Source organism: uncultured Roseibium sp. (assembly GCF_947499295.1).
GTDB lineage: Bacteria > Pseudomonadota > Alphaproteobacteria > Rhizobiales > Stappiaceae > Roseibium.
The window spans coordinates 103970-127727 of sequence record NZ_CANMNP010000005.1 but is presented as its reverse complement, the minus strand read 5'-3'; the positions used below and the strand labels follow the sequence as shown (position 1 = coordinate 127727).

General features: G+C 56.0%; 19 protein-coding genes and 1 pseudogene. 8 read left to right on the top strand and 12 right to left on the bottom strand.

Annotated features, from left to right (window positions below; genetic code table 11):
- Positions 1-30: 30 nt before the first annotated feature.
- Complete coding sequence (locus Q0835_RS10500) at positions 31-855, top strand: N-formylglutamate amidohydrolase (RefSeq protein ID WP_298961170.1); 825 nt, start codon at positions 31-33, stop codon at positions 853-855.
- Between the two features lie 264 nt (positions 856-1119).
- Positions 1120-1923, top strand: coding sequence for a histidinol-phosphatase (gene hisN, locus Q0835_RS10495; protein ID WP_298960946.1), 804 nt, complete (start codon positions 1120-1122; stop codon positions 1921-1923).
- Here hisN and Q0835_RS10490 read toward each other — a convergent pair.
- A complete protein-coding gene (locus tag Q0835_RS10490; RefSeq protein ID WP_298960943.1) occupies positions 1920-2993 on the bottom strand; it encodes an alpha/beta hydrolase in 1074 nt (357 codons plus the stop codon). The two genes, hisN and Q0835_RS10490, sit on opposite strands and share 4 nt — an antisense overlap.
- Before the next feature lie 123 nt (positions 2994-3116).
- Positions 3117-3551 carry a hypothetical protein gene (locus tag Q0835_RS10485; RefSeq protein ID WP_298819800.1) on the bottom strand — a complete coding sequence of 145 codons (435 nt, stop codon included), beginning with the start codon at positions 3549-3551 and terminating at the stop codon, positions 3117-3119.
- 276 nt (positions 3552-3827) lie between these two features.
- Between Q0835_RS10485 and Q0835_RS10480 the strand changes: the two genes are divergently transcribed.
- A complete protein-coding gene (locus Q0835_RS10480) occupies positions 3828-4274 on the top strand; it encodes an Hsp20 family protein (protein ID WP_298819798.1) in 447 nt (148 codons plus the stop codon).
- Between the two features lie 116 nt (positions 4275-4390).
- Here the strand turns inward: Q0835_RS10480 and Q0835_RS10475 are convergent, their stop codons facing one another.
- The 5 genes from Q0835_RS10475 to Q0835_RS10455 all read right to left on the bottom strand — a co-directional run bounded on the left by Q0835_RS10475 (position 4391) and on the right by Q0835_RS10455 (position 8198).
- Positions 4391-5449: a low specificity L-threonine aldolase gene (locus tag Q0835_RS10475; RefSeq protein ID WP_298819796.1), complete on the bottom strand. Its 1059-nt coding sequence runs from the start codon at positions 5447-5449 to the stop codon at positions 4391-4393.
- Between the two features lie 44 nt (positions 5450-5493).
- A complete protein-coding gene (locus tag Q0835_RS10470) occupies positions 5494-6081 on the bottom strand; it encodes a DoxX family protein (protein WP_298960940.1) in 588 nt (195 codons plus the stop codon).
- A 38-nt stretch (positions 6082-6119) separates the two neighbouring features.
- Positions 6120-6893, bottom strand: a complete 774-nt coding sequence (locus Q0835_RS10465; protein WP_298960937.1) for a DNA-binding domain-containing protein — start codon at positions 6891-6893, stop codon at positions 6120-6122.
- Positions 6894-6903: 10 nt separating this feature from the next.
- Positions 6904-7800, bottom strand: coding sequence for a DUF692 domain-containing protein (locus tag Q0835_RS10460; RefSeq protein ID WP_298960935.1), 897 nt, complete (start codon positions 7798-7800; stop codon positions 6904-6906).
- 95 nt (positions 7801-7895) lie between these two features.
- On the bottom strand, positions 7896-8198 hold the full coding sequence (locus Q0835_RS10455) for a DUF2282 domain-containing protein (RefSeq protein WP_298819788.1): 303 nt from the start codon (positions 8196-8198) through the stop codon (positions 7896-7898).
- Positions 8199-8911: 713 nt separating this feature from the next.
- Between Q0835_RS10455 and gltB the strand changes: the two are divergent.
- A pseudogene (gltB, locus tag Q0835_RS10450) lies at positions 8912-13537 on the top strand (glutamate synthase large subunit); the annotation flags it as partial.
- 87 nt (positions 13538-13624) lie between these two features.
- On the top strand, positions 13625-15055 hold the full coding sequence (locus Q0835_RS10445; RefSeq protein ID WP_298819784.1) for a glutamate synthase subunit beta: 1431 nt from the start codon (positions 13625-13627) through the stop codon (positions 15053-15055).
- Between the two features lie 76 nt (positions 15056-15131).
- Here the strand turns inward: Q0835_RS10445 and Q0835_RS10440 are convergent, their stop codons facing one another.
- From Q0835_RS10440 to Q0835_RS10430, 3 genes are all read right to left on the bottom strand, one after another.
- A complete protein-coding gene (locus Q0835_RS10440) occupies positions 15132-16313 on the bottom strand; it encodes a DUF459 domain-containing protein (RefSeq protein ID WP_298960929.1) in 1182 nt (393 codons plus the stop codon).
- 50 nt (positions 16314-16363) lie between these two features.
- A complete protein-coding gene (locus tag Q0835_RS10435) occupies positions 16364-17650 on the bottom strand; it encodes a lytic murein transglycosylase (RefSeq protein WP_298960925.1) in 1287 nt (428 codons plus the stop codon).
- A 77-nt stretch (positions 17651-17727) separates the two neighbouring features.
- A complete protein-coding gene (locus Q0835_RS10430) occupies positions 17728-19194 on the bottom strand; it encodes an outer membrane beta-barrel protein (protein WP_298960922.1) in 1467 nt (488 codons plus the stop codon).
- Between the two features lie 196 nt (positions 19195-19390).
- Between Q0835_RS10430 and Q0835_RS10425 the strand changes: the two genes are divergently transcribed.
- The 3 genes from Q0835_RS10425 (at position 19391) to Q0835_RS10415 (ending at position 22198) form a co-directional block, all read left to right on the top strand.
- Positions 19391-20404, top strand: a complete 1014-nt coding sequence (locus Q0835_RS10425) for a KpsF/GutQ family sugar-phosphate isomerase (RefSeq protein ID WP_298819775.1) — start codon at positions 19391-19393, stop codon at positions 20402-20404.
- A gap of 156 nt (positions 20405-20560) precedes the next feature.
- The gene (locus Q0835_RS10420; protein ID WP_298819773.1) at positions 20561-21328 is read left to right on the top strand and encodes a MotA/TolQ/ExbB proton channel family protein; all 768 of its coding nucleotides are present in this window, start codon (positions 20561-20563) and stop codon (positions 21326-21328) included.
- A gap of 15 nt (positions 21329-21343) precedes the next feature.
- Positions 21344-22198 (top strand): flagellar motor protein MotB, encoded by an 855-nt coding sequence (locus tag Q0835_RS10415; protein ID WP_298960919.1) that lies wholly within the window; start codon positions 21344-21346, stop codon positions 22196-22198.
- 44 nt (positions 22199-22242) lie between these two features.
- On the opposite strand, the gene Q0835_RS10410 is transcribed toward Q0835_RS10415, so the two are convergent.
- Both Q0835_RS10410 and Q0835_RS10405 read right to left on the bottom strand, forming a co-directional pair.
- Positions 22243-22698 (bottom strand): NfeD family protein, encoded by a 456-nt coding sequence (locus tag Q0835_RS10410; RefSeq protein WP_298819769.1) that lies wholly within the window; start codon positions 22696-22698, stop codon positions 22243-22245.
- Positions 22695-23675, bottom strand: coding sequence for an SPFH domain-containing protein (locus tag Q0835_RS10405; protein WP_298820168.1), 981 nt, complete (start codon positions 23673-23675; stop codon positions 22695-22697). The genes Q0835_RS10410 and Q0835_RS10405 overlap by 4 nt, the downstream gene beginning before the upstream one ends.
- Positions 23676-23758: the final 83 nt, after the last annotated feature.

Below are 23758 nucleotides of genomic sequence, written 5' to 3'. Positions count from 1 at the left end.
TTCGACGTACTTTGCCCTGCTGATCAGCGCCTGCCATACGTTTTCAATTCGCCCCATTCCGGCCGGCAGTATTCTCAAAGTTTCCTCGCATCGTCGCGTCTGGACGAAAAATCCATTCGGCGCTCTGAAGATGCTTATGTGGACGATCTCTTCGCACATGTCATTCCCATGGGCGCACCGCTTCTGAGGGCCCACTTCCCCCGGGCATTTCTCGATGTGAACAGAGAGCCATACGAGCTCGATCCCAAGATGTTTGACGGACGGCTGCCGTCCTACGCAAATGTCCGCTCTATCCGGGTGGCGGGAGGCCTTGGGACTGTTGCCCGGATCGTGAGTGAAAATCACGAGATCTATCGCCACAAATTGCCTGTTGAAGAAGCCCTCAGGCGGGTCGAGGAAATCTACAAGCCCTATCACTCGACCTTGCGACGGCTCCTTGCGCAGACCCATGTCACATTCGGGTATGCGGTGCTGATCGACTGCCATTCCATGCCATCGACCATCAAATGCCAGACGACCGACAGTCGGCCAGACTTCATTCTCGGTGACCGTTATGGAACAAGCTGCAGCAGTGATTTGACCGAGTATGCCTGCACGATCCTGCGAAACCTTGGCTACACCGTTAGCCGGAACAAACCTTATGCTGGCGGTTTCATCACGGAACACTATGGCAGACCGGCCAGTGGCCTGCATGCGCTTCAGATCGAAATCAATCGTGGCCTTTATCTCAACGAGACCACTCAGGAACCTTCCGCCGGGTTCGGCGAGCTCTTCAACAACTTGAGGACCTTCGCCCTGGAGCTGACTGCCATGCCGGACGCTGCCTTGCCTGCCGATTCGATCGCCGCCGAATAGCCCCGGACAAAAAAAGAGGCCGCACTCAAATGAGGCGGCCCGAGTCTAGGGAGGAAACGCCCAAGGAGGGCGATGCAATACAACGTATCGCACCGCAATAAAATTGCATTGCACCGCACAAAGGTCAAGCCCAAAGCGGTTCGAAATCTGATCAAACAATATGCAACTAAACCGGTTTTGCTGAGGTAATTTTCAGCAGAAACAGTTATACAGACGGCAAATCACCACTTTTCAACCGATTTACCCCTCACCAGGGAGAGATGAATGTCGGACGGGTTCAAAGCCAGTAGCAACACGTTTGCACCATTTCTTGACAAGCTTGCGGACGCTGCAAGCAACGCGATCATGCCGCACTTCCGGCAAGGATTTGCTGTCGACAACAAGTGGGACACCGGGTTTGACCCGGTCACCATTGCCGACAAGAACGGCGAAACGGCGATGCGCACCCTGATCAACAGTGAATATCCCGATCACGGCATTCTCGGTGAGGAGCACGGACCTGAAAATCTCGAAGCCGAGAATGTCTGGGTGCTCGATCCGATCGACGGCACCAGAGCATTCATCACCGGATTGCCAACCTGGGGCACATTGATCGGCCTGAAAACAGCAGGCCGTCCCAGCCTCGGCATGATGGTTCAGCCCTATATCGGTGAACGTTTCGGCGGAGACAGCAGCTGCGCCTGGTATCAGGGCTCCCTTGGCCGGATGACGATCAAGACCCGAGCTTGCAAGAGCCTCGAAGCCGCAACCCTCTTCACGACAACCCCGGCACTCTTTACTGAGATCGAACGGCCCGCATTCGACCGTATTGAAGCATCTGCACAGCTCTCGCGCTATGGCACCGACTGCTACGCCTACTGCATGGTGGCGGCCGGCCATGGCGACGCAGTCATAGAGTCCGGCCTTCAGGCCTACGACATCGTCGCTCTGGTGCCGATCATTGAGGGCGCAGGCGGCGTTGTCACGACATGGACAGGAGGCTCACCTGCCGATGGAGGCCAGATTGTCGCCTCTGGTGACCCTCGCCTGCACGACATACTGCTTAGAGAACTGGCGAAGGCCAGCTAAAGTCCCGATTTTTGAAGTTCCAGTTCCATTTCCAGGCCTGGAACAAACGCATCGAACGCGGCCCAAAACTGGTCGCGATAGATGTCTTGCTCCATCATCAGCTCGTGAGCCGCACCAGCAATTTCGACATATGCGGTCGCTTTCGCCCGCGAAACAAAATCTTCGATTTGGGGTGTTGATACGACCCTGTCAGCCCCTGCGGCCAGGATCAGGCACGGCAGCTTTATGCCAGGTCCAGCATTGCGCTTGCGCAATGACAGCATGGTGCGGGCCGCAGCCGCCAACCAGCCCATGGTTGGCGCTCCAACGCCAAGTTCCGGTGCTGCCTCAAGCACCTTGTTGAACCTCTCAAATCGCACCTTGTCGGATGTTTGCCTGTTGGATTCGTAAGGAACCAGGATCTGACCGTTGCCACCTGGAACAAAGAGACGTCCAAGACCCATCATTGAAAAGACGCGTGCCAGCGGAAACCCCACTTTTTCAATCAATCCGGAGGTTTTGGGCGAAAGCGCTTTCAACTGCGGTTTACCGAGCACGCCAAAAGTCAGTTTTCTGACAAGCCAACGGCGCGCTGCAGCAAGGTCAGGCGCCCAGGTCCCGGACGGAATTCCAAGCAGAGGTGCGGTGATCACTGCACGGTCAAGCATGGTTCGCAGCCGCTCTGAATCAGACAGTACGACAAGTCCACCCGTAGAATGGGCCAATGCAAAATGCGGCCCAGGGTAAGTTGCCAGCGAAATGTCTTTGAGAACCGTTCGAAGATCGAGCCTGTATTTCTTGAAATTCGAGACGTGGCCTCGCCTGGGATTACGGGTCAAACGCTGGGAACCGCCCTGGCCGCGCCAATCAAAAGACACGACATTGAAACCTCGATCCCGCAGACCCTCGACAACTTCGAAGTACTTTTCAATAAATTCCGCCCGCCCCTGCAACAGCGTAACGGTTCCCTTGCGGGCCGGTCCTCTTGCAGGCCAGTGGGCAAAACGGATTTTGACACCGTCTGCCGTGTCGACAAATCCGGATTGCGTTCCCTCGGGAACTGGATTGTCGGGATGATGGAAAAGGCTCATGCGGCCCCTTTTGAAAAGCTAAGGCAACGAATAACTGTGATAGCGGTCTTCGCCGTGGCTCACAACAAACTTCAGGCCGGCCCCGTCGGACCGGCCCTGAAAGCCAAAGAAATTCACGTCACATTACCAGCGTTGTTGCCAACCCCACTGTGCACGATGACCTCCGACCGGGCGGCTCCGGACAATCTGCGCTGACCTTGAATCAACTACCAGACGGAACTTCTGACCACCCCAGGCACGGGCTTTGACAATATACATCGGGCCACGGCGATCCAGGATCCGGATTTTGTGAAAGCCACGATGACGCAAGCTGCGGCGGATCTGGCGCGGGCCCATCTCGTGGTAACCCCAACCGCCGCGACGGTCGTCCCAGCCACGCTGTCCGCGATGTTTCTTGTGCTTACGGTGATCGACTTTCACAATCAGCTCGGATTGCGGCTGATGGAACTTTGCCCCACTGGCCAGGGGAGCTGCACTGGCAGAGGAAACAAAACCGACGGACGCAAGCAGAACGGCACCGGCGATCGGGGCAGAAAATTTCGAAAGAGTGGCAAGCATTTTTCATCTCTCCTGACTGAGCCGTCAGCGCCGTGCTGACGTTGGCCACAAGATGCACCCGGCCACTTGAACCCAATCGGAAGGCTCCGTTCATCCGCCGTTCATCTGAAAGACGTCCGGCCATAAAGCCCCTTGAAATGAAAATCAGGAATTCCCAGATTCCTTGTTGCAGGCGCCTCGAACGGGTCTGCAGCGCGATCCTGTCCCGCCAATATGGGGGATGATGGAAAGCACTATGAAGTGAAGTAACCGTTGCTCAAAGAGAGGACACTACACATGCGTCACTTGGATTTTTCTCCGCTTTATCGGTCCACCGTCGGGTTTGACCGTTTGTTTTCAATGCTGGATTCCGCCGGCAATGAAACCCCCAGCTATCCGCCTTACAACATTGAACGCACTGGCGAAAACACCTACCGCATCACCATGGCGGTCGCCGGGTTTACCGAAGACGAACTCTCGGTTGAAGCCAAAGAGCACGTTCTCACAATCAAGGGTGAGAAGGCTGACGAAGACACCGACCGCGAAATTCTCTACCGCGGCATTGCATCTCGCACGTTCGAACGCCGTTTCCAGATCGCTGAACATGTCCGTGTCGATGGCGCAAGCCTCGAAAACGGACTGCTCCATGTCGATCTCATTCGGGAGATCCCTGAAGCAATGAAACCGCGCAAGATCGATATCACGAGCGGTTCCGCCAAGCAGATTGAAACAACTGCTCACTAATCTGCTGACCAAACTTGCGAAAGTCTGCTTCGAGGCGCCTGGACACCCAGGCGCCTCTTTTGATCTTTCTCCTGATGTCTGATTGCCAGACGTTCTGAAAGGTCCTGAACCGGCGCTCAGACGGTGTCCGCAAGGACACTCAAGAACGCGTCCACATCAGCTTCAACGGTGGCGAAACTTGTCACCATGCGCAAACAGACTTCATCGTCAGCAGGCCTGGCATCACTTGGCAAATCATCGGCTGGCCATTCATAGAGTTTCGCACCAGCGGCCTCCAGTGCCTCAAATTGCCTGCGCTTGAGTATAGGAAAGACCTCGTTTGCTTCGACCGGGCAAGCTGTGCGTCCACCAGCTTCCCGAATGCCTTCAGCGAGGCTCGACGCCATGGCATTGGCATGAGCAGCCGTCGCCATCCAGTTATCGTTTTCGAAGTAGCCTTCAAATTGCGCCGCCACGAATCTGTTCTTGGAAAAGAGATGCCCGCCGCGTTTTCGGAAATACTCAAATCCCTTCGCCGCTTCCAGGTCGAAGAAGACGACGGCCTCCGCGCACCAGCAACCATTTTTCGTGGCACCGAATGAAAGCACGTCAACGCCCGCCTTCCAGGTCATGTCCGCCGGTGAGCACCCGAGTGACACAAGCGCATTGGCAAATCGAGCACCATCCATGTGCAACGGCATACCGCGCGAGCCGGCGACACTCTTGATCGCGGCAATTTCATCAAGCGTATAGACGGTTCCCCATTCTGTAGCCTGGGTCAACGAAACCGCTGCAACCTGGCCGTGATGCACAACGCCGTCGGGATAAGCAGCCATTGCGTTTTCCAGCGCGTCAGGGGTCATTTTCCCGAAAGCCCCCGGAACGCCGGCCAACTTGTTGCCGCCGGTCATGAATTCGGGACAATTGCATTCATCAACCTGGATATGCGCTGTCTGGTGGCAAAATATGACGCCCCCGGGCTTGGCATACGCAGCTAAAGACAACGAGTTTGCAGCGCTCCCGGTTGCGACCTGATAGACGGCCACTTCACGTTCAAAAATTTCACTGAATGTGTCGGATACGCTTTGGGTAAGCGGGTCGGTGGCATAGGCCGACGCGAACCCATTATTATGGCGGGTCAGCGCCGACATCACCGCCGGAGCTGCACCCGCCCAATTGTCGCTTGCAAAGTTCATGTGCCGGTTTAATCAGGTCGACTTCCAACCGGCAACATGAATTATCAATCGTAGTACATTTCCCGCTTGCGGTAGTAGGAACCCGCCAGCCAGTCGAGAGAAATCACGCCGGGGCCCTTGAGGGTCGGAACGAGCAGCAGGAAGATCCACAACAGCCGGTCATCAGAGATGATCGCATAGGGTTCACCATCAAAGAGCGCACCGATTGTCTTGGCATCCGCACCGTGGCCGGTGATATCCACGTAGGTCATGACAATGATGAAGACGATCATGCCAAGGCTTGCAAAGCGTGTGAACAACCCGACAACAACAAGCAAGGGCAAGATGAATTCACCCCAGGTGCCCAAAAGCACGATAAGTCCATAGGGAAAGAAGGCAATCTGACTGGTGTCGTAGCTGACCTGTTCCATCAATTGCGGCAGCATCTGCGCATAGGCACCTGCAGTCGGTGTGAAAATGTTGGCAACACTTCCACCGATTTTGGTCAGCGCTGAATTCCAGAAAAACTGGAGCAGAACGGCCGCAAAGATGAATCTGGCGGCAAGTCCGAGAAACCAGCCGTTCGTCAGGCGCTCAATTGCGCCGAATACCATTGTGTACAATCGTACGAAGAAACCAATCAACGCACCCATGAATTCCCCCTTCCTGTGACGGACCTCGCCCCTGTTCCTCAGGCTACGTCGAGATCCGCAAATGCTCCAGTTGAAAGACAGTCCGAAAGACAATCAGACAGTGAAAAATTTTCGAAGGCTTTTTGCGCAGCCTCTGCGCTTTCGGCCAACATGGCGCCGTCGAAAAGCGCACAAACGAAAATGTCGGCTCCGGGCCGGAGCAGCAACATGTCGACGCTCAATTCCGGACGGGTAAGCAGCACGGACTGAGCCAGTTGCAGATCGATCTGAATATCGGCACTCGGATCAAAGCGATTTGCACGGACGAGGTCCCAGACAGGCCAACGTGAAGTAACGACTTGCGCTGCCGGATGCCTTCTGAAGCGGACCGCGCCGACCGATTGAGCATCTACAGAGCTCAGTCTGGACGGGTCAAGCGGAACCTGGTCGGTTGCATGATAAGCCTGCAACCAGGCCCACTCGAGGCGGGCAACGTCGGCAAGATAGGGGTAAGCTTCCAGAGGTGGAAAGCTTTCCACGAAACCGGCGAAATCGGCCCCATAGTGCAGCAACACCGGCGATTTCGGAGGGTGCCTTGTTACAAAAGCGCGTGCAAGCGCGCCAAAATATTCATCGCCGAGCAGATTTTTGACGGCCGGAAAGGTGTCTCCAAGCGCGTCGCACAAACTCACGACCACATTGTTACGATAGACGCTGAAGCGCTTGGGCGCAGTTTCGCCATCAGGTCCGACAAGACCCACCGGCGTGCTGCTCTCGGGATCGAAAAGAGCTTCGCAAAAAGTCGTTTCATCGACTTTGTCACTGGTCGCCATTGCGCACATATCAGCCAACGCGCCGAATGCTGGGTCGACTGTTGTCGGCAAGGATCCGATCTGCTGCCTGAGCCTCTGACATCAAGACAGGCCAGGCTGGCACATCATTGTCCCATTCGATCAGGGTCGGAATTGCTCCGGTGCTGGCGATTAGGTGCTCATACAGCGCCCAGACCGCCTGATCGACTCCCCGGTCATGAGCATCGATCAACAGCGGACGCCCTGCATCATCCTGGTCAGGCGCATGGCCGCCGAGATGGATTTCGCCAACCGCGCCAATCGGAAAAGCATCAAGATAATCCAGCGCCGATCTCTCATGATTGGTGCAGGACACATGGACATTGTTCACGTCAAGCAACAGACCGCATCCAGTCCGGCGCGTGATTTCTTTGAGGAAATCCAGTTCGCTCATGGTGCTTTGCGCGAAAGCGACGTAGGTGGACGGATTTTCCAAGAGCATACGGCGCCCGACGCTTTCCTGAACCTCGTCAATATGGTCGCAGACCCGATCGAGCGTTTCCTGGTCATAGGGAACAGGCAACAGATCGTTCAGATAAGTGGTCTCATGGGACGACCAGGCCAGGTGTTCGGAAAAAAGACCTGGCTCGTAGCGTTTGTTCAAGACGGCAAGACGTTGAAGGTGATCGCGGTCGAGCGGCCCCTCGCCGCCGATCGAAAGCCCGACACCATGGAGAGACAGTGGATATTTCTCCCGAATTGCCTCCAGCTGGCGATGCGGCATGCCGCCGTCGCCCATATAGTTTTCCGCATGAACTTCGAAGAACCCGATGTCGGCAGATGTCTCGAGTATCTCGGCAATATGTTCAGCCTTCAGGCCAGCTCCGGCTCTTGCCGGGACTGAAGCATCAATCCGCGTCGGGGTCTGGCTCGGGCTGTCTGGAAACATGATGGGCTCCATAGGGAGACTTGGTTGTCAGGCAGACAGACGGTTGCCCGCCTGCCTGAAATCTCAGCCGTGAAACGGCCCTGTCGGCCAGAAAATCAGGCTTCAGGAAGGTCGCGGTTAAGCTCAGTCAGGGAACCCTTGCGGTCGCCCGGCAGTTCCATGCTGACGCATGTGCCTTTTGGAACCAATGTCCAGGCATTGCCCTGATAGTCGACTGTGGAAGTGCCTGCGCAGGTCGTGCCGGCACCGGCTTTGCAGTCATTCTTGCCTTTCAGGGAAACGCCATAGCACTTTTCTTTGGCTTGCGCTTGAGCCGGGGTGGTCGTGGTGGACAGACCTGCAACAGCTGTTGCGACGGCACCTGCGACGATTGCAGCGGTCATAGCCTTATGCTTCATTTCAAACTCCTCTGGTCGAACCTTAGATCCAGTATTGGCCAACGCTTTGCGGCGAGCAGCGCGGCTCAACCTGTACATGAGCATATTGCCGATAAATAGGAAATCAAACGGCTGTGACTATTTTGCGAGCACATGCCCACAAAGATTACCAGACGCAAGATTCTTACACAAAACACCTCGCATTTGAGCTATCCGGACACATGGAACTTTTTGCGCGAAACAATTATAATGCGCACGACAAGAAACACCCTTGCTCCTGACTGAGAAATCTGTCATGTTCGCGCCGCCTGAAATAGGACAGGGATACTGTCCCAATTGTTGCGGTAAATCCGGACCTGCGGTAATGAACGGGCTGGAGCAATGATCAGGATGACCATTCGTGTGATTCAGATGGATCTGCGAAAAGCGGAACGAAACGTTCCGGCAGCGGTAACTCCGCTGCGTCAATGCGGCGGTTTGTGTTAAGAAGCCGGCGCGGTAAATACAACGACAGAGCCGGGGCAGCTAAGCCAGGGTTCGCCGAGCCGCATTCTTGATGGAATGCGACCCGAACGGAACCGGACGCTTCAGCCACGGCGGCACTGGGGTAAACAGTGAGGGCGCACATGACGATTAAAGAGCTGACGACCAGCACAGCCATGCAAGCCGGGAGCGCGGACGGAAGAACCGCTGCGAACGCAACACTTGCCGAACGACTGAGCACGGCCGCCGACAAAGGGCTCTACAATCCGTCGCGCGAACATGATGCCTGTGGCGTGGGTTTCGTTTCCCACCTGAAGGGTGCGAAATCACACAAGATCGTTTCAGATGGATTGCAGGTTCTTGAAAACCTGACCCACCGCGGTGCGGTTGGTGCAGATCCCCTGATGGGCGATGGCGCCGGCATGCTGGTGCAAATTCCGCACGCCTTGTTTGCGGAAGAGATGGCAAAGGCGGGCACACCGTTGCCGGCCGAAGGTGAATACGGTGTCGGTTTCGTCTTCTTGCCTCAAGACGACTCCCTGCGTGCCAAATGTGAAGAAATCGTGGATCGTGCCATCGCCGAGGAAGGCCAGGAGATGATCGGCTGGCGCGATGTGCCGGTCGATAATTCCTCGCTGTCAAAAGCTCCGGATATTGCCGCGACAGAACCTGTTTCCAGACAGCTTTTCATCCGCAAATCCGCAAGCGACGATCAGAACGCTTTCGAACGCCGTCTTTATGTATTGCGCAAGGTGATTTCCAACACTGTGCGCGCTGAAACCGATGCAGTCTCCAAGGGCTTCTATATCGTTTCCCTGTCGAGCCGCACGATCGTTTATAAAGGCATGTTCCTCGCCTATCAGCTCGGCGCCTATTATTCGGACTTGAAAGACGAGCGGTTCACCTCTGCTCTCGCGCTTGTTCACCAGCGCTTCTCCACGAACACTTTCCCTTCCTGGGACTTGTCCCATCCCTATCGGATGGTTGCCCATAACGGCGAAATCAACACGCTTCGAGGAAACGTCAACTGGATGGCCGCACGTCAGGCCTCTGTCTCCTCAACACTGCTCGGCGATGATATCTCCAAGCTCTGGCCGATTTCCTATGAAGGCCAGTCGGACACGGCCTGTTTCGACAACGCCCTGGAATTTCTTGTCATGGGCGGCTACTCGCTTGCACATGCTGCGATGATGCTGATCCCGGAAGCCTGGGCGGGCAACCCGCTGATGGACGATAACCGGCGGGCTTTTTACGAGTATCATGCAGCCATGATGGAGCCGTGGGACGGTCCGGCAGCCGTTGCCTTTACCGACGGCCGTCAGATTGGCGCGACGCTTGACCGGAACGGCCTTCGCCCGGCCCGCTACATCGTCACCGACGATGACTTTGTCATCATGTCCTCTGAAGTTGGCGTGCTGCCGGTGGACGAAGAGCGTATCGTTCAAAAATGGCGCTTGCAGCCAGGCAAGATGCTGCTGATCGACCTCGAGGAAGGCCGCATCGTTTCTGACGACGAGATCAAGCGTCAGCTGTCGACCGCCAATCCTTACAAGGACTGGCTGCACCGCACTCAAATCGTTCTGGAAGATTTGCCGGGCGTACGCCAAAGAGCTCCGGTTGCCGGAGAAAGCTTGCTCGACCGTCAACAGGCCTTTGGCTACACTCAGGAAGATATCAAGCTTCTCATGACGCCGATGGCAACTGTTGGCCAGGAAGCCATTGGTTCGATGGGCACGGACACGCCAATCTCGGCACTCTCCGACAAATCGAAGCTGCTATATACCTATTTCAAGCAGAACTTTGCTCAGGTCACCAACCCGCCGATCGACCCGATCCGCGAGGAACTGGTGATGAGCCTGGTGTCCTTCATCGGACCGCGCCCGAACATCTTCGACCTCGAAGGTCAGTCGACGTCAAAACGTCTGGAAGTCCGTCAGCCGATCCTGACGAATGAAGATCTGGAAAAGATCCGCGCGATTGGCGATATCGCCGACAACCAGTTTTCCGCGAAGACGCTCGACACGACCTATAGCGCCGAGAAAGGTGCCGACGGCATGGAAGGCGCGCTCGATGAGCTTTGCCAACGTGCGGAAAAAGCGGTTCGAGACGGCTACAACATCATTATTCTGTCCGACCGCCTGATCAACCGGTCCAGGATTGCTATACCGGCACTCTTGGCAACTGCTGCCGTTCATCACCATCTGATCCGCAAGGGTTTGCGCACATCGGTTGGTCTGGTGGTAGAGACCGGTGAAGCGCGCGAGATCCATCACTTCTGCGTTCTGGCCGGCTTTGGCGCCGAAGCCATCAACCCTTATCTCGCCTTTGAAACGCTTCTTTCCATGCACATGGAAATGGACTTCCCTGAGGAGGTTGACCAGTTCGAAGTCGTTGAGCGCTACATCAAGTCGATCGACAAGGGCATCTTGAAGGTCATGTCCAAGATGGGCATCTCGACTTACCAGTCCTATTGCGGCGCACAGATATTTGATGCTGTTGGTTTGTCTTCGGACTTCATCAAGAAATACTTCTTCGGCACCGCGACCATGATCGAGGGCATTGGCCTTGATGAAGTCGCCGAAGAAACGGTACTGCGCCACGCGGAAGCGTTCGGCGACGTTGCTATCTTGAGACGATCCTTGGACGTGGGCGGCGAATATGCCTACCGCACCCGCGGCGAAAGCCACATGTGGACGCCAGACTCAATTGCCACGCTCCAACATGCCGTGCGCTCAAACTTGCCGGACATGTACCGTTCCTTCGCAAAGCAGGTGAATGAGGAAAGTGGTCGCTATGCCATTCGCGGCCTCTTCCGCATCAAGAACGCTTCGGAAATCGGACAACAGCCGATTGAAATCGACCAAGTCGAGCCGGCAGAAGACATTGTAAAACGCTTCGTGACGGGCGCCATGTCCTTTGGCTCGATCTCCCGCGAAGCACATTCGACCCTGGCAGTCGCCATGAACCGGATTGGCGGCAAATCGAACACAGGCGAAGGCGGCGAGGAACCAGAGCGTTTCAATCCGCTGCCGGATGGTTCGAGCAACCCGCAACGGTCTGCGATCAAACAGGTGGCGTCCGGACGCTTCGGTGTCACCACCGAGTATCTCGTCAATTCCGACATGATCCAGATTAAGGTTGCTCAGGGTGCAAAACCTGGCGAAGGCGGTCAGCTGCCGGGTCACAAGGTGGATGCGGTCATCGCGAAAGTGCGCCATTCGACACCGGGCGTTGGATTGATTTCACCACCGCCTCACCATGACATCTATTCAATCGAGGACCTTGCGCAGCTCATCTATGACCTGAAAAACGTCAATTCCGCTGCCGATATTTCCGTGAAGCTGGTGTCGGAAGTGGGTGTCGGCACGGTTGCTGCGGGTGTTGCCAAGGCCCGCGCGGACCACATTACGATTTCCGGTTATGACGGTGGCACGGGCGCATCACCCCTGACTTCCATCAAGCATGCCGGTTCTCCCTGGGAAATCGGCCTTGCCGAAACACAGCAGACGCTGGTGCTGAACGGCCTGCGCTCGCGCATTGCACTTCAAGTGGATGGTGGTCTGCGCACAGGCCGGGACGTCATCATCGGGGCATTGCTCGGAGCCGATGAGTTCGGTTTCTCGACTGCACCTCTGATCGCGGCTGGTTGCCTGATGATGCGCAAGTGTCACCTCAACACTTGCCCGGTCGGGATCGCAACGCAGGATCCCGTGCTGCGCAAGCGCTTCAAGGGCACTCCCGAACATGTCATCAACTATTTCTTCTACGTTGCAGAAGAAGTCCGCGAACTGATGGCAGGTCTTGGCATTGCCAAGCTGGACGATGTGATCGGCCGATCCGACTTCCTCGACAAGGACGCCGCGCTCGAACATTGGAAAGCAAAAGGCCTCGATTTCTCACGGATCTTCTTCCAGCCAGAAGCAGCTCCTGAAGAAACACGCTGGACAGAGCGCCAGGTACACCCGATCGACAATATTCTCGACCGCCGGCTGATTGCGGCAGCGCTTCCAGCGCTGGAAAGCAAAGAACCGACGGTGATCGACGAAACGATTTGCTCCGTCGACCGTTCCGTCGGTGCGATGCTGTCTGGTGAAATTGCCAAACGCTATGGCAACAAGGGCCTGAAGAAGCCTGACACCTTGAAGATTAACCTCAAAGGGACTGCTGGTCAGGCCTTTGGTGCGTTTGTCGCACGCGGTGTCACAATTGATCTTGCCGGTGATGCCAATGACTATGTCGGCAAGGGTCTGGCCGGAGGAAGGCTGATCGTACGCCCGCCGGAAAACACACGTATTGTTGCCGAGAACTCGATCATCGTCGGAAACACCGTGCTTTACGGTGCAACGGAGGGAGAGTGCTATTTTCGCGGTGTCGCCGGTGAACGCTTTGCCGTTCGCAACTCCGGCGCTATCGCCGTCGTTGAAGGCGTTGGCGATCACGGCTGTGAATACATGACCGGCGGTGTCGTTGTCGTCATCGGCCAGACTGGCCGCAACTTTGCGGCCGGCATGTCCGGTGGCATCGCCTATGTTCTGGACGAAGACGGATCTTTCGGCACCCGCTGCAATCTTGCGATGGTTGATCTGGAACCGGTGACTGAAGAGGACGACCTGCTTGAGAAACTCCATCACCATGGTGGCGACATCGAACACAAGGGCCGTGTTGACCTGTCTTGCGACATGACACGTCACGATGATGAGCGTCTGCGGCAAATGCTGACCAAGCATGTGGAGTATACCGGTTCGGCCAAAGCACAAACCATCCTGGACGACTGGACCACCTACCGGCCGAAATTCGTCAAGGTCATGCCGGTCGAATACCGCCGTGCACTTCGGGAAATGGAAGAGCAGCGCCTCGGCATGGTGGCGGCTGAGTAATCAGGCACTTGAACAAACAGGCTCTTGGTCATCTGAAGCGGCCAATCGAGCCCCCATGTGGAAGAGAAACGTTTTGAGGAGGTCGCCTTGGGTAAGGTAACCGGTTTTCTGGAAATCGATCGGCAGGAACAGAAGTATCAGCCTGCTTCGGATCGTATCCGCCATTTTAAAGAGTTCACGATTCCGCTGAACGATCAGGAAGTCGCGAATCAGGCGGCGCGCTGCATGGATTGCGGTATCCCGTTTTGTCACGGTCCAACTGGCTGCCCGGTCAACAACCAGATTCCCGACTGGAACGATTTGGTGTTTCAGGGCGACTGGGACATCGCGCTTCGAAACCTGCATTCGACGAACAATTTCCCGGAGTTCACGGGCCGCATTTGCCCGGCTCCCTGTGAAGAGGCCTGCACACTCAACCTGGAAGATATCCCGGTCAACATCAAAAGTGTTGAGCAGGCAATCGCTGACAAGGGATTTGAGCAAGGCTGGATCGTGCCGGAACCGTCTGCGACCAAGACCGGCAAGGCTGTTGCCATCATCGGCTCTGGTCCGGCAGGAATGGCGGCTGCGCAACAACTGGCCCGGGCCGGTCATACCGTGCATGTCTACGAGCGGGAGCCACGCGCGGGTGGGCTGCTGCGCTATGGCATTCCCGACTTCAAAATGGAAAAACACTATATTGACCGCCGCGTCGAGCAGATGGAAGGCGAAGGAGTGACCTTCCATTATGGCGTCAATGTCGGTGTGACTGTCAGCATGGAAGAACTGACGGAACGGCATGACGCGGTGATCCTGTGCGCAGGTGCCGAGCGTCCGCGCGACCCTGGCGTCACCGGCATGGAGCTTGAAGGCTGTCATTGGGCAATGCCCTATCTGGTTCAGCAGAACCGACGCGTTGGCGGCGAACCTGAAGGCGATGAAGCTCCTATCTGGGCGGGGGGCAAACATGTCGTCGTCATCGGTGGTGGAGATACAGCATCCGACTGTGTAGGTACCGCGTTCCGGCAAGGCGCACTCTCCGTCACCCAGCTCGATATCCGTCCGATCCCGCCGCTGAAGGAAGACAAGCTGACGGTTTGGCCCTATTGGCCGACCAAATTCCGCACGTCGTCATCGCAGGCTGAAGGCGCTGAACGTGAGTTTTCCGCCGCAACGCTTTCCCTTGTTGGTGAAGACGGAACGGTTACGGGTGTGAAATGCGCACGCGTTGATGAACAACGGCGCCCGATCGAGGGAACGGAATTCATCCTGCGCGCAGACTTGGTTCTGGCTGCAATTGGGTTTTCGGGTCCCTCGCTTGAGACTTATATCGCAGAGGCCGGAGACAAGCTGGAGCTTGACGGCCGCACCAACGTGAAGGCCAACACCGACGACTACAAGACCAGTCTCAACAAGGTATTCGCCGCCGGTGACGTGCGTAAAGGCCAGTCCCTCGTGGTCTGGGCAATCAGGGAAGGCCGTCAGGCAGCCCGTGCTGTGGACGAATTCCTGACTGGCTCCACCGATCTGCCTCGCTGATCGAACAAAGCTTTCAAACAAAAAAGCTCCGTCAGTTTAGCTGACGGGGCTTTTTGTTTAAGTTCTATCGACTTGTTCAGGATCCGCTTGACTGCTCATCGGTGAGCGCCGAAGTGCCCTCAACCGCGACCCCCGGGTCGTCGACGCGCCCCGGCATGGGTTTCAAAGGCTCTCCTTTGACGAAAAACCGATATGCGGCGCTGTCAGGATCTATAGCCTTGTCTTCCTCACCACCCAGAAGCAGAGCTTCCGGAGAGGTTGTTCGGCCTGTCAACACAATGAAATTCGGGTCGTCTTCGACACCTTCAAACGCCAACCCGCCATAACCGCCAAGAATGCGGGACAGTTCTCTCTCAACGAAGAATGCAACTTTTCGATAGCCCGCCCAAGTGAAGCCAACCCTGTCATTGGTTCTTAGACGAGCGTTCTTGCCATCCACATCCGGACCGAAGGAAGAATAGCTGCCATCCTCGGCCAGGAAGATATCCCAGATGTCGACATAGCGAACACGCCGGTCGGCGGCAGCGCCCTGAAACAGCGAATTCAATTGTGTGAAATCACCGTTGGTCAGCTCATTGTTCGTCGGCGGAAGACCAGCCCAGATCATCGGCTTTTTCTCCTGCCTGACCACCCTGACCAACGCTTCAACTTTATTGCGGTAAGTATCGAGCCATTCCGCTGTCATGAATTCGATTGGCGGGTCTCCGGGAAAGGTTTTCCCGAGATCGCGGCTTCCGATCATGACGACGACCGCTTTGACGTCTTCACCTCGAATTTTTGAAAGAACTTGTGTCGACCAGTCCGGTGGCGTTTCACCTGCGAAGCCAGCCTTGTCTTCGGTAATCCGTTCGACCTTGATCTGCGGCTTTTCCGCCAGTGTGAACTTCAACCCTTCGGCCACCCCACGTGCCATCCGGTCACCGACAACGAGGATCAGTCCAGCATCCGGGTCTTTCGGCATGACCTCAAACCTGGGCGCCGCGCCTGCTGGCCGTGTCGCTCTGGGACGTTGCTTGACGCGTTTCTGCGGCTCTCGGCGTCTTTCCGCACCGCCACCGAAGAGCCTTTGCAGCGGCGCGAACGGATTAAATCCGCGCAGCGGTCCGTTTTGCGCCACGACTATTTCGCCGGCCGGAGCGGACTGCGCCAAAGCGGCTGGCACCTCACTGAAGAGGACAGCCATCATACAGGCCAGCCCAACCCGTGTTGACCGGTTTGCCGGGGTCCAGCTTTTCGCTGTCGGGCCAGTAAAGCGCAAGGATGCCTCCTGTCAGGCGCCGTCCACTGAGGAGGCGCGATGGCGGCAGTTTAACTGTCGACTTTCAAACGCGCCAGCAAAACAACAGAGGCATAGCCATCCGGGATCATGCCACGTGAACGTTGATATGCCCTTATTCCACGTCGTGTCGCTGGCCCGACTTTGCCGTCCGCTGTTCCAACCGAAAATCCACGGCGGTTTAGCAACTTCTGGAGCTCCGCGGTCTCGGTGCGGTTCAATGGCATGTGCTCGCGCGACCAGTCTCCGGCAAGAGGACCGCCACCGATGATCCGGTCCGCCAGATGGCCTACAGCCAGGGCATAAGCTGTCGCGTTGTTGTACCGCTTGATGACGTAAAAATTGCGCAGCATCAGGAACGCAGGGCCGCTGGCACCTGCGGGCAACACGAGAATGCCCTTGTCGGAGGGACGCGGAAAGCCTTTGCCATTGATCCGCTGTACACCTGCCTTGTGCCACGCACCTAGTGTCTTCGTCTTCTCGCCATCGGCAAGATTATAGTCGAAACCCGCCGGCAGCCGAACTTCATAGCCCCAGGTCTTGCCTGTCTGCCAGCCATGTTTCTTCAGATAGTTCGCCGTTGAGGCAAGCGCATCGGGAATGGATGTCCAGATGTCGCGGCGACCATCGCCATTATAGTCGGCTGCATAGGCTTTCCAGCTGGACGGCATAAACTGCGTGTGCCCCATGGCGCCGGCCCATGAGCCTTCCATGTCCTTGAACTGTACATGGCCTGCCTGCACGATTGCCAGTGCGGTCAGCAGCTCGCGCTGCCAAAAACTCTTTCTGCGCGGTGCGGCATAGGCAAGCGTCGCAAGGGCCTGAACGACATTGTGGCGACCCATGAAGCCGCCATAGTTGGTTTCCATGCCCCAGATTGCCAGCACCGCTTCCCGGTCAACGCCATAACGGGCTTCGATCTGCCTAAGGACAGGACCATATTCCAGCAAAAGCTCACGGCCTTTTTCGACCCGCGTATCGGATACAGCGCTGTCCAGATAATCCCAGATGGGTTTGACAAATTCGGACTGCTTGCTCATCAGTCGAAGCGTGTCGTTGTCCGGCTCCATGCCCGTAAAGACGGCATTGTAGGTATTGGCGGAAATTCCCACTGCCTGGGCTTTTGGCCAGAAGTCCCGAACAAACCTGTCAAATCCGGCATCCGCGAATGCCGTGTTGGCTGAAACCGATAACATACCTGCAAGCAACAATGGTGTCAGCCGTTGCGCTCCAGCAGACCGGATCGGTTTTGCTCGCGACACAAGAAATCGGGACAGCGTCTTGATCACGCTAGACGTTTGCCGTGCAATGCTCCGCATCAGGGCCTCCTTAACGCCCAAATCTGTGTTGTACTGCCCCCGGCACTATCAATGATGCTTATTTGGTTAGCTTATAGTTAATGCCGGAAACGAAGACCGGCTTCAATCGCATTTTCCGAGTAATCGCTCCCGCTTTCAGAGCTGTCAAACCGGCGATGCGTGTAGTCAGCCGTAATCGCCACGTTTTGCGTCAATGCAAATGTGACACCGCCAAAGCCGGTCAAAGTACTTTCTTCGATCGATATTCCCTCATAGGTTCGATAGCTGTAACCAACCCCTGTTTCTCCGACCAGACGGTCGCTGAATGCATGTGCAAGCCGAATATCGCCCGAATAGATAATCGACCCGCTTGCGCCGTCAATATCGGTCGCCTCAAAGCTGGTTCCAAGCCCGGCAGTCACGGTCGTCAACCGGCTTGGAGACCAGACAAGCGATCCATCAATGACAAGTCCGGACAAACTGTCCAGTCGGTCGTCGTCAATGTCTTCAATCCGCCAACCAACGCCAACTTCGCCATTCATCTTGGGGCCCGACGCGATTGTGACACCGCCTCTCAGCTCATACCCGTTCGCATCGCGGTTTTCGCAGAGGCTGTCGTTACAGGCCTCTTCAAACCGGCGCAGCAACAACGACCCTTCCACGAAAGGAGCAATTACACTGCCTGTGTTGGCGTCGAGCCTCAGACTTGCCGAATAGAGTGTATTGTCACGGTCACTGTTCGTGGTGCCACCGTCATCCGCAGTATAGATACTGCGGTCAGCGCCAAGCCCAGCTGTTGCGGCCAGGAGACCGATACTCCGCGTTGCGCTGAGACTTCCGGAGAGCTGGTGAACATTGTCAGTTCCGCTGGCTGATTCTGCACTGCCATCTTCTTCGCGGGTAAAAGTATAAGCAAGGCCAGTGGTGACCTGGGTCGCCTCACTGACATCCAGTCTCAGGTTTGCTGCAGCAAATATCGAGGCATCATTGTCATCGGAGTTTTCCGGATATCCGGTGTAGGTTCCCCGCAGCGAAGCATCGAACTGGTGCCGCGACCATCCCGATGTAAGCGAGATATCCGGTGAAATCCGGTAAAGTCCGCCGGCGGTTCCATCCGCCGACTGGGCAGTATTGTCAGAATAGCCGGTCATGACCGTCACTTGCGGTATCAATGTGAACGAACCTAGGCGTATGCCTTCCGCGGCATCAAAGGTCGTGTCGCCACCAAATACGCTTATGTCTAGTCCCGGACCAGAAAGCGGCACAGCCCTCCCGACAGCGGCAATCCGATCGGAAAATGGACGGACTGGCGTCACTCGGCCATTAGTGCCAAGACCGGTCGATCCGGTTTCCGCGGCAGCTGCGTTAAGCGTGCGGCGAAGTGCAAAAACGTTGGCTTGTGCCGGGTTGGTTTGAGACGCTGCAGCCTGATCGGCTGTGTCTTCTGCATCAAGAGCGTCTGCCGGATCACCACTACCACGCAATTCGGTCACTGCCGTCTGTGCAGCAGCGGGTGCCGCCTGCAATACGGCACAACAGACAAAAAAGGGCAGGATACGGCGCATGAAGCTTGTAGAACCAGTCGACGTCGGGATCCCGTTCAAATTGACGAAGGTTGGTTAATGCTTCGTTTCTTTTTCGCATTTTGATAGTTTGAACAAAGATTCAAATTCTAATGCATTTAAAAGATCACAGGTTCTTGATCCTCTGATGAGAGTGGCCTAGAGCTACACCATTCAAGAAAAAGAAAAGTTGCATTCAATGACCAAGCCGTTGCTCGATGCCGTTTCAGAAGAAACAAATGACATTGCGTCTCATTGTCTTGTTTCCGCAGAACGCACGCTGGAAACAGAAATCGCAGGCTTGAGCGCGGTCAGAGCCGCATTGAAAAACGGGCTATCCGCCAGCTTCCAGCAAACCTTCGACCTTATCCGGAAGAGCCCAGGTCGCGTCATCGTCACCGGGATCGGCAAAAGTGGCCACATCGGCACGAAAATTGCCGCCAGCCTCGCGTCGACCGGAACGCCTTCCTTTTTTGTACATGCAAGCGAAGCAAGCCATGGCGACCTTGGCATGATAACGGATCAGGACGTCGTGCTGGCTCTGTCGTGGTCTGGTGAGACCCAGGAACTCGCCGGTATCGTCAGTTACACCCGCCGTTTCAAAGTCCCTCTTGTCGCCATCACATCGCGCCAGGACAGCACACTGGGCCGCGCCGCTGACCTTGTGATGAAGCTGCCAAGCGTTACAGAAGCATGCCCTCATGGCCTCGCACCGACCACATCGGCGCTCATCCAACTGGCCATCGGCGATGCTTTGGCGGTTGCACTGCTGGAAGGACGCGGCTTCACGGCACAGGATTTTCGGGTCTTTCATCCGGGCGGACGTCTCGGCGCAAGTTTGAAATCCGCAAAAGACATCATGCACTCGGATGATCGGATGCCGCTGACACCGGCCTCAACGTTGATGAGTGAGGGAATCGTGCTGATGACGCAGAGAGGCTTCGGCGTCCTGGGTGTCACGGATGAGCTGCGTCAGCTGGTTGGCATCATTACTGATGGTGACTTGCGCCGTCATGTCGCTTCCAATCTTCTGGAAAAAACGGCCGGTGAAATCATGACGCCGGCGCCGAAAACCGTAACGCCGGACACCCTGTCCGCGTCTATCCTGGAACTTGTGAACTCACTCTCGATCACATCTGTTTTTGTGGTCGAGGACGGTCGTCCAGTCGGCATCGTGCACTTGCACGACCTGCTTCGTATCGGCGCCGCCTGACACCCGAACGGCCTTCACAAATACGTCACGCACGGGAAAAACTGAATGCTCCGGTGCGCATTCTGTCGTTCATTAGGATTTGATTAGCCATAACCCACTTACACTGAGTCCAAGTTTCAATGGCTTGAACGCCACAAACACTGGTGTGTGTACAGAATGGATCTGGCGACATTAATCGGCATTATCGGTGCTTTCGGCGTCGTGATCACCGCCGTTTTCCTGGGCGGCAGCTTCGGTCAATTCATCGACATTCCGTCGATCCTGATCGTGCTTGGCGGCGGCCTGGCCGCTACCCTGATTCGGTTTCAGCTTTCAGATATCCTTGCTGCCTTCGTAACCGGCTTCAAAGTTGCTCTGGCGGGCAAAAACGCGAGCCCGCGGGATCTTATTTCCGAGATTACCAACCTTGGCGAAATCGTTCGCAAGTCAGGTCCGCTCGGACTTGAAAACGTCGATGTCTCTGATCCGGTGCTGGCAAAAGGTGTGCAATATGTCGCCGACGGTTATGAGCTGGAGTTCATCAAGGAAGCGATGGAACGTGAGCGCGACCTGCAGCTCACCCGCCTGTCGGAAGGAAAACGTGTTTTCAAAGCACTCGGTGATTCGGCCCCGGCTTTCGGGATGATCGGAACGCTCGTTGGTCTGGTGCAGATGCTGGCCAACATGGATGATCCGGCGGCCATTGGTCCTTCCATGGCAGTCGCCCTTCTGACGACACTCTACGGTGCGCTTGTTTCCAACATCATCTGTCTGCCCTTGGTGGACAAGTTAGACGCAAAATTTGATGTCGATGAACTCAGCCAGACACTGATTATCGACGGCGTTTGCCAAATCAGAGAATCCAAAAGTCCGGCGCTCATCAAAGAGATGCTGGTGGCGTATCTGCCTGAGAAGATACGTACCGAGCTTGCGGAAGCCGCCTAATGCGGACGGAAAACCATGGCTAGGAAGAAAAAGGCACAAGGCGGCGGCGCGCCCGATTGGCTGGTCACATTTGCTGACCTGATGTCGCTGCTCGTTTGTTTCTTCGTATTGATCATTTCATTTTCCATTCAGGACAAGGAAAAACTGCAGGTTGTTGCCGGCTCAATGCGAGAAGCTTTTGGCGTCAAGGATTCAGCTCGAAAAACCGGGATTATCGAGGTCGAGGGCATCCCGATCCGCGATTACATGAAAGACATCAGTCAGGTCGAACAGGAAGTGGACTCCGACTTCGCGACGGAGCGTCACGAAAAGCGTCGCAAACAGGGGCCGGAAGCAAACACACACGACACATTGGAAGCGGAAATCGAAAAACCGCGTCAGTTTGCGACCGCTGCAGCCTCGTTGCGCCAAGCCTGGCAGGAGATGCCGGAAATTACGGAGATCTCCAACAACATAATCCTTGAGGAAACCGAAGACGGTCTCAACATCATGCTGGTCGACCAGGATGGCCGGTCCATGTTCCGCGAAGGATCCAAGTACCCTTACGAAACTACACGGCGCTTGATCGCAAAAATGGCGCCAGTCCTGGCAAAGATGCCGAACCGCGTGGAAATCACGGGCCACACAACCGCTGGTCAAATCCCTTCGAACCCAAGTTACACGGGTTGGGATCTTTCCAGCGAAAGAGCCAATATCGCACGTCAGATCTTGGCGGAATATGGTGTTCCGGGCGACCAGTTCTATGCGGTTGTCGGCAAGTCGGATACAGAACCGCTCTTTCCAAACGACCCATATCTTGCCGCCAACAGGCGGATAGGCATCCTGCTCAAGGCAGAAGAGCCACCAATACCGCCAGGTCATAAGCCCTAGTACACTAGAGGCACGCCTCGGCAATCAGGCCAGGGACCAGGTGTTCACTCGCTGGCTGAGACAACCAGGCGAGCGCCGTCGATCGAGTCGACCCGCACCTTTGTACCCGCCGGCAGGTCGGGGCCGGTAATCCGCCAGATCGTATCGTCGATGGATAACTTGCCAGCGCCTTCATTCAATGGCGCAGCAAGTGTGAATTCCCTGCCGATGTAACGGCTGCCACGTTGGTTGAGACCCGGGTCCCCCTTTTCCGAGGCCAGGTTTCTCATCAAGCGTCTGCCGATCAAGAGGCTGGCCAACGACAGCACCAGAAACAGTCCGACATCTACTTGCCAGGCAAAATCAAAAAGGAGTGAAATGACCCCAACGACCAGTGCCGACAGCCCGAACCACAGGAAAATCGTACCGGGCGCCAAGATCTCCAACCCGAGCAGGAACAGGCCGAGAACGAACCAGCTCCATGGGCCGAGCGCTGCAATTGTGCTTTCGACAAGGCTCACCGATCATCCCCTTCGTTCTGACCGGTATTCGGGATCCCTGACGCAATTCTTGACCCGCTCTTGCCGTCGCCGAATGCTTCTTTCGCGATCTCGCCGATACCCGTCAATGCGCCCAGAAGCGACGTCGATTCCATCGGCAAGATCAGAGTTTTCTGATTTCTGGATGTGGCAAGAGCCTGGAACGCTTCGACATATTTGGTGGCGACGAAGTAGTTGATGGCTTGAACGTCGCCCGCTGAAATCGCCTCGCTCACCATACGCGTCGCGTTGGCTTCTGCTTCCGCTTCGCGCTCGCGTGCCTCTGAGTCACGGAACGCTGATTCCCTGCGGCCTTCCGCTTCCAGGATCAACGACTGCTTTTCACCTTCAGCTTTGAGAATCTCCGACTGGCGCTTGCCTTCGGCTTCCAGGATGGACGCGCGTTTGTCTCTCTCAGCCTTCATCTGCCGAGCCATTGCATCGACAAGATCGCGTGGTGGATTGATGTCCTTGATCTCGATACGCGTGATCTTGACGCCCCAGGGCTCCGCTGCAGCATCCACAACCCGAAGGATCTTGGCGTTGATTTCATCGCGGTTCGACAGAAGGCTGTCGAGGTCCATGGATCCCATGACCGACCTGATATTGGTCATTGTCAGGTTCAGGATCGCGTTCTGCAGTCCAAGCACTTCATACGCAGCCCGCGCAGCATCAAGCACCTGATAAAACGTTACACCGTCTGCGCTGACCGTAGCATTGTCCCGGGTGATCACTTCCTGGGTGGGAACATCCAGAACCTGCTCCATCATGTTCAGCTTGTGACCGATCTTGTCAACAAAGGGAACAATGAAATTCAGACCAGGAGTCAGTGTCTTACGGTACTTTCCAAATCGTTCAATCGTATAGTTGTAGCCCTGTGGCACGGTTTTCACGCCGGCGAAGAAAACCAGAATGACCAGCAATACGAGGCCGATCAGAAAAATGTCAAATCCCGCGATTGGCATGAATATCTCCCGGAAAAAATTGAAATCTGCGGCCACTATGCGTTGTTTCACCGCCCTGTTCCAGCATCTTTCCCTTG